The sequence below is a fragment of the Rahnella woolbedingensis genome, assembly GCF_003602095.1.
Lineage (GTDB): Bacteria > Pseudomonadota > Gammaproteobacteria > Enterobacterales > Enterobacteriaceae > Rahnella > Rahnella woolbedingensis.
The window spans coordinates 107,476-114,219 of sequence record NZ_RAHH01000019.1; the positions used below are offsets into that span (position 1 = coordinate 107,476).

A 6,744-nucleotide genomic window follows, 5' to 3' on the forward strand; every position below is an offset into this window, starting at 1 on the left:
AGTTCACAATGAAGAAGTCACCGCTGTTAAATGCCGAAATCTCAAATGTTATTGCCCGGTTAGGTCACACCGATCAGCTGGTTATTGGCGATGCCGGACTTCCGGTGCCAGCAGCTTGCCAACGCATCGATCTGGCGCTAACCCAGGGAGTCCCCACCTTTTTACAAGTCTTAGAGGTAGTGACACATGAGATGCAGGTTGAGCGGGCTATCCTCGCCGAGGAAATCCTCACCAAAAATCCTCAACTCCATGAAGCGTTACTCGTCCAATTGACACAACTCGAACAACACCAGGGAAACACCATTGCTTTGGATTACGTCAGTCATGAGGCATTCAAAGCGCAAAGCGAAAAAAGTCGGGCTGTGATCCGCAGCGGGGAATGTTCGCCATACGCGAACGTTATTCTGTGTGCCGGCGTAACCTTCTGAGGCCTTTATGCAACCTTTGCTGCAACTGACAGGCATTGATAAAGCCTTTCCCGGCGTAAAAGCACTTTCCGGCGCGGCGCTCAGCGTCTATCCGGGACGTGTGATGGCGCTGGTGGGAGAAAACGGCGCGGGTAAGTCCACCATGATGAAAGTGTTGACCGGCATCTATCAAAAAGATGCCGGTTCAGTCCATTTTCTGGGTAAGGAAGCGGCGTTCAATGGTCCTAAGGCTTCTCAGGAAGCCGGTATTGGCATCATCCATCAGGAACTGAACCTGATCCCCCAACTGACCATCGCTGAAAACATCTTCCTGGGCCGTGAGTTTGTGAACGGTTTTGGCCGCATCAACTGGAAAAAGATGTATGCCGAAGCCGATAAACTGCTGGCACGCCTCAATCTGCGTTACAAAAGTGATCGTCTGGTCGGTGAGTTATCGATTGGCGACCAGCAGATGGTCGAAATTGCCAAGGTGCTGAGCTTTGAGTCCAAGGTCATCATCATGGATGAACCGACGGATGCCCTGACTGACACCGAAACCGCTTCTTTATTTAGCGTGATCCGCGAGCTGAAAGCCGCAGGCTGCGGCGTGGTCTATATCTCCCACCGCATGAAAGAAATCTTTGAAATCTGCGATGACGTAACGGTATTTCGTGACGGGCAGTTTATCGCGGAGCGTCCGGTCAGTTCGCTGGAAGAAGACACGCTGATTGAAATGATGGTCGGCCGTCGCCTTGAAGAACAATATCCGCGTATTAATCATCAGCGTGGTGCGCTGCGTCTGCAGGTGCGTGACGTCAGCGGGCCTGGCGTGGATAACGTCAGCTTTGATTTGCACAGCGGTGAAATTCTGGGGATTTCCGGTTTGATGGGCGCTGGCCGTTCCGAACTGATGAAAATTCTCTACGGTGCGTTGCCGCGTAAAAGTGGCTATGTGGCGCTCGATGGCCGTGAAGTCGTGACGCGCTCGCCTCAGGACGGACTGGCAAACGGCATCGTTTACATCTCTGAAGACCGTAAGCGCGATGGTTTGGTACTCGGCATGTCCGTGAAAGAGAACATGTCGCTGACCGCGCTGCGGTATTTCAGTCACGGTGGCGGACGTCTCAAGCATGCGGAAGAACAGCAGGCCGTTGGCGACTTTATCCGCCTCTTCAATATTAAAACGCCGTCGATGATGCAGACCATTGGGCTGCTTTCCGGTGGTAATCAGCAAAAAGTGGCGATTGCCCGCGGATTAATGACGCGGCCAAAAGTCCTGATCCTCGACGAACCGACGCGTGGTGTTGACGTCGGTGCCAAAAAAGAGATTTACCAGCTTATAAACCAGTTCAAGCGCGAAGGGCTGAGCATCATTTTGGTTTCCTCAGAAATGCCGGAAGTGATCGGCATGAGTGACCGGATTTTGGTGATGCACGAAGGTCATTTAAGCGGTGAATTCCCGATAGAACAGGCTACGCAAGAAGTGTTGATGGCAGCCGCTGTCGGCAAGCAATACGGCGTGACGCAGGAGTAATCAGATATGAGTTCTCAGACATTGCCAGCCAAGAAGCGCTGGATCAGTAAAGAGTGGTTGTTGGAGCAAAAGTCTCTGATTGCGCTGCTGGTGTTGATTGCCGTGGTTTCTTCGATGAGCCCGAATTTCTTTACGGTCAACAACCTGTTTAACATCCTTCAGCAGACGTCGGTCAACGCCATTATGGCCGTGGGCATGACGCTGGTGATCCTCACGTCGGGCATTGATTTATCCGTCGGCTCCCTGCTGGCGCTGACCGGCGCGGTAGCCGCCTCGATTGTCGGGCTGGAAGTCAATGCATTAGTCGCAGTTGCAGGCGCGCTGGCGCTCGGTGCCGCTGTCGGCGCGGTGACCGGGATGATAGTCGCCAAAGGTAAAGTCCAGGCGTTCATCGCCACGCTGGTCATGATGTTGCTGCTGCGCGGTATCACCATGGTGTACACCAACGGCAGCCCGATCAGCACCGGTTTTAATGATGTCGCTGATGTCTTTGGCTGGTTTGGTATCGGCCGCCCGCTGGGCATCCCGACGCCGGTCTGGCTGATGGCTGTGGTGTTTATTGCGGCGTGGTACATGCTGCATCACACCCGCTTAGGACGTTATATCTATGCGCTGGGCGGTAACGAATCCGCGACGCGTCTGTCAGGTATCAGCGTCGATAAAGTCAAAATTATCGTCTACTCCCTGTGTGGTTTGTTAGCGGCTCTGGCCAGTATCATCGAAGTGGCGCGCTTGTCTTCTGCGCAGCCTAATGCAGGTACAGGTTATGAGCTGGATGCGATTGCCGCGGTGGTATTAGGGGGAACCAGCCTGTCCGGGGGTAAAGGACGCATTGTCGGAACGCTGATCGGGGCACTGATCCTTGGCTTCCTGAATAACGGTTTGAACTTATTAGGTGTTTCTTCCTACTACCAGATGATCGTAAAAGCAGTTGTCATCCTGCTGGCGGTTCTGGTGGATAACAAAAGCAACAAATAACCTCTCCTACAGGACTTATGACCATGAATATGAAAAAACTGGCTGTCTGGGTTTCCGCCGCAGCGATCACCGCTTCTTTCAGTGCAAACGTTCTGGCGAAAGACACCATTGCGCTGGTCGTTTCTACGCTCAATAACCCGTTCTTCGTTTCTATGAAAGACGGCGCGCAAAAAGAAGCGGACAAACTGGGCTATAACCTGGTGGTTCTTGATTCTCAGAACAACCCGGCGAAAGAGCTGGCTAACGTGCAGGATCTCACCGTTCGCGGCACCAAGCTGATGTTGATTAACCCGACGGATTCTGACGCGGTAGGCAACGCAGTGGCGATGGCCAACCAGGCGAAAATCCCGGTGATCACCCTTGACCGTCAGGCGACCAAAGGCGTTGTCGCCAGCCACGTGGCTTCTGATAACGCCTTCGGCGGTAAAATGGCTGGTGATTACATCGCCAAGAAACTGGGCGAAAACGCTAAAGTTATCGAACTGGAAGGTATTGCCGGGACATCCGTTGCCCGTGAACGTGGTAAAGGTTTCGCTGAAGCTGCTCAAAAGCATCATTTCCAGATCCTCGCCAGCCAGCCTGCTGATTTTGACCGTACTAAAGGTCTGAACGTCATGCAGAACCTGCTGACCGCGCATCAGGATGTGCAGGCTGTTTTCGCTCAGAACGATGAAATGGCGCTGGGTGCATTGCGTGCCCTGCAGACTGCCGGTAAAACAGATGTGCTGGTGGTCGGTTTCGACGGCACCGAAGACGGTATCAAAGCGGTTAACAGCGGTAAAATGGGCGCGACCGTGGCACAACGTCCTGAACAAATCGGCGTGATTGGTGTGCAGACCGCTGACAAGATACTGAAAGGCGAGAAAGTGCCGGCTGTTATCCCTGTTGATTTGAAACTTGTTGCTCAGCCGTAATACCCTCTTTATCTACGCTGTCACAGCGCCTCCCTGCGGGGGCGCTATTTAACTCAGGGATCTCCAAATGAAGACAGGCAAACTGGTGGTACTCGGCAGCATCAACGCTGACCACATTCTGAATATCAACCACTTCCCGCAACCGGGCGAAACGGTTATCGGTAAGCAATACACCGTTGCCTTTGGCGGTAAAGGGGCGAATCAGGCTGTTGCAGCCGGTCGAAGTGGCGCTGATATTTCTTTTATTGCCTGTGTGGGAGATGACGATATTGGCGAGCGTGTTCGCAAACAGCTGGCCAGTGACCATATTGATACGCAACCCATTGAAGCTATCAAAGACACAACCACCGGCGTAGCGCTGATTTTCGTGAATGCGGAAGGTGAGAACGTTATTGGTATCGATGCGGGGGCGAATAAAGCCGTCACGCCGGAATATCTTGATCGCTATAAACAGCAGGTCACCGGCGCTTGTGCTTTATTAATGCAGCTGGAATCGCCGCTTGAGACGGTGATTGCGGCGGCGAAGATTGCCAAAGACCACGACACGCAGGTTATCCTCAATCCGGCTCCGGCCTGTGAATTGCCTGATGAATTGCTGGCGCGGGTGGATATGATCACCCCGAACGAAACCGAAGCTGAAAAGCTGACAGGAATTAAAGTCGACAGCAATGAAGATGCCGCACGCGCTGCGAAAGCGCTGCATGATAAAGGCATCACGACTGTCATCATTACCTTAGGCAGTAAAGGTGTCTGGTTAAGCCAGAACGGTGAAGGCAAATTAGTCCCAGGTTTTCGCGTGAAAGCCGTCGATACCATTGCGGCCGGCGATACCTTTAACGGCGCGCTGGTGACGGCGTTGCTGGAAGGTAAACCAATGGACAGTGCGGTGCGTTTTGCTCATGCCGCTGCGGCCATTGCCGTGACGCGTCCTGGTGCTCAACCTTCCGTACCGTGGCGTAAAGAAATCGACGATTTTCTTGCTCAACAGGAGGCCTGATTGGCCACCATGAAAGATGTCGCCCGCCTTGCGGGCGTTTCAACCTCGACTGTCTCCCATGTGATCAACAAGAATCGTTTTGTTAGTGAATCCATCGCTGACAAAGTGAATGCCGCCGTGGAACAACTCAACTACGCACCCTCCGCGTTAGCCCGCAGTCTTAAACTGAACCAGACACGCACCCTCGGCATGTTGCTGACCGCCAGCAGTAACCCTTTCTATTCAGAAGTGGTGCGTGGCGTCGAGCGCAGTTGCTATGAGCGTGGTTATAGTCTGATTTTGTGTAATACCGATAATGATGCGGAGCGTATGAACCGTAGTCTGGAAACGTTGCTGCAAAAGCGGGTCGACGGGCTGCTTATCATGTGTACGGAAAACCACCGGCCTTCGAAGGAGGCTATCAGTCGCTATCCGTCATTGCCGATTGTGATGATGGACTGGTCACCTTTCGATGGCGCCATCGACATCATTCAGGATAACGCGCTGCTGGGCGGGGAAATGGCGACGGAATATTTAATCCGTCAGGGCTATCAACGTATTGCCTGCATTACCGGCCCCTTAGATAAAACTACCGCGCAGGAGCGTCTGAGTGGTTATCGTCAGGCCATGAATAAAGCCAGTCTGGATATTTTGCCCGGTTATGAAGTGAGTGGTGATTTTGAATTCGAAGGCGGACTGGCCGCGATGCAGGAATTGCTGGCGCTGCCGGAACCTCCGCATGCTGTTTTTGCCGGTAACGACGCGATGGCTGTGGGTGTATATCAGGCGCTCTATCAGCGTGGATTACGTGTACCTGATGATGTCGCCGTGATGGGCTACGATGACATCCAGCTGGCGCAATATATGATGCCACCGCTGACCACCATTCATCAGCCCAAAGACTCGCTGGGTGAACTTGCCATCGATGCTTTATTACATCGGTTGCAGAACCCGGATTCCGAGCCACAGGTTTTAGTGCTCACACCGGAACTGGTCGTGCGTCAGTCCGTCGGATTATTCATCGGCAAGTAACAGACTTTGGCATTCCAGAAGAGCGGCATTGGCATCACCCGCCAGAATGGCATCTGTCAGCCGCTGGTGATGTCCCAGCTTAATCACTTCATTACCGGTAATCGCCCGGAAATAGCTCTGATACACCGAACTGAACAAATTAGAAAAAGACGTCAGGAAAGGATTCTTCCCCGCCTCATAGATAAGCTGATGAAACTGGGTATCGACCGTTATCCAGCGTTCCCGATCAAAGCTGTTATGCAGCTGGTGCATTTCATACATATATAGAGAGAGCTGATGCTTTTGTTCCTGACTGGCACTGAGAGCTGCCAGGGCACAAGCCTGAGGTTCAAGTGCTCTGCGCAAAACAATGAAATGTGCCATCACCTGATCAAAGTTCTCACGTGTCATCCACCAGGTCAGTAATTCCTGATCGAGAAAATTCCAGCTCGATTGTGGCATCACCCGGGTACCAATCCGCGGACGGGGTAAAAGCATTCCTTTAGCTGCCAGCGTTTTTACGGCTTCACGTACGGCTGTGCGGCTGACGCCAAAAATCTCCCCTAACTCATTCTCTCCAGGAAGTATCGCGCCTTCCGGATACTCGCCAGACAAAACGCGTTGTGCAATTTTCTCTGCCAGCAGATAAGAAAGGTTACGCTGAGCCGCTTGTTGGTGGGCATTAAGTAGCATGTAAGGCATTCCTGAATGTTTTTCTCTTATTATAAAGGAGAGTTTACTCCAGCCTTTGGCTTTAAACTGGCGTGTTTTTCGCTGAAATAGGTCGTTATTTCCCCATTTCGGGCAGGATTGTCTAATTAATGAACGGTCAGTAAATTATTTGAAATTAGGGGTTGCGGCCTTCTGAGAACTCCCTATAATGCGCCTCCACTGACCGGGAACAACGACTGACAAGTCGCTCGG

Annotated in this window: 7 protein-coding genes; 6 read left to right on the top strand and 1 reads right to left on the bottom strand. The window is 52.4% G+C overall.

Translation table 11 applies throughout. The features are described from left to right. Nucleotides 1–8: 8 nt before the first annotated feature. The 6 genes from rbsD to rbsR all read left to right on the top strand — a co-directional run bounded on the left by rbsD (nucleotide 9) and on the right by rbsR (nucleotide 5,841). Nucleotides 9–428: a D-ribose pyranase gene (rbsD, locus tag D6C13_RS16590; RefSeq protein WP_120133810.1), complete on the top strand. Its 420-nt coding sequence runs from the start codon at nucleotides 9–11 to the stop codon at nucleotides 426–428. A 7-nt stretch (nucleotides 429–435) separates the two neighbouring features. Next, nucleotides 436–1,941 carry a ribose ABC transporter ATP-binding protein RbsA gene (gene rbsA / locus D6C13_RS16595; protein ID WP_120133811.1) on the top strand — a complete coding sequence of 502 codons (1,506 nt, stop codon included), beginning with the start codon at nucleotides 436–438 and terminating at the stop codon, nucleotides 1,939–1,941. A gap of 6 nt (nucleotides 1,942–1,947) precedes the next feature. Continuing rightward, nucleotides 1,948–2,919 (top strand): ribose ABC transporter permease, encoded by a 972-nt coding sequence (rbsC, locus tag D6C13_RS16600; protein ID WP_101077846.1) that lies wholly within the window; start codon nucleotides 1,948–1,950, stop codon nucleotides 2,917–2,919. A 23-nt stretch (nucleotides 2,920–2,942) separates the two neighbouring features. Further along, nucleotides 2,943–3,833, top strand: a complete 891-nt coding sequence (gene rbsB / locus D6C13_RS16605; RefSeq protein WP_120133812.1) for a ribose ABC transporter substrate-binding protein RbsB — start codon at nucleotides 2,943–2,945, stop codon at nucleotides 3,831–3,833. Nucleotides 3,834–3,900: 67 nt separating this feature from the next. Beyond that, nucleotides 3,901–4,830, top strand: a complete 930-nt coding sequence (rbsK, locus tag D6C13_RS16610) for a ribokinase (RefSeq protein ID WP_120133813.1) — start codon at nucleotides 3,901–3,903, stop codon at nucleotides 4,828–4,830. Further along, nucleotides 4,831–5,841, top strand: coding sequence for a ribose operon transcriptional repressor RbsR (gene rbsR / locus D6C13_RS16615; RefSeq protein ID WP_120133814.1), 1,011 nt, complete (start codon nucleotides 4,831–4,833; stop codon nucleotides 5,839–5,841). Here rbsR and D6C13_RS16620 read toward each other — a convergent pair. Next, nucleotides 5,824–6,513: a FadR/GntR family transcriptional regulator gene (locus tag D6C13_RS16620; protein ID WP_120133815.1), complete on the bottom strand. Its 690-nt coding sequence runs from the start codon at nucleotides 6,511–6,513 to the stop codon at nucleotides 5,824–5,826. The two genes, rbsR and D6C13_RS16620, sit on opposite strands and share 18 nt — an antisense overlap. Between the last annotated feature and the right edge of the window lie 231 nt (nucleotides 6,514–6,744).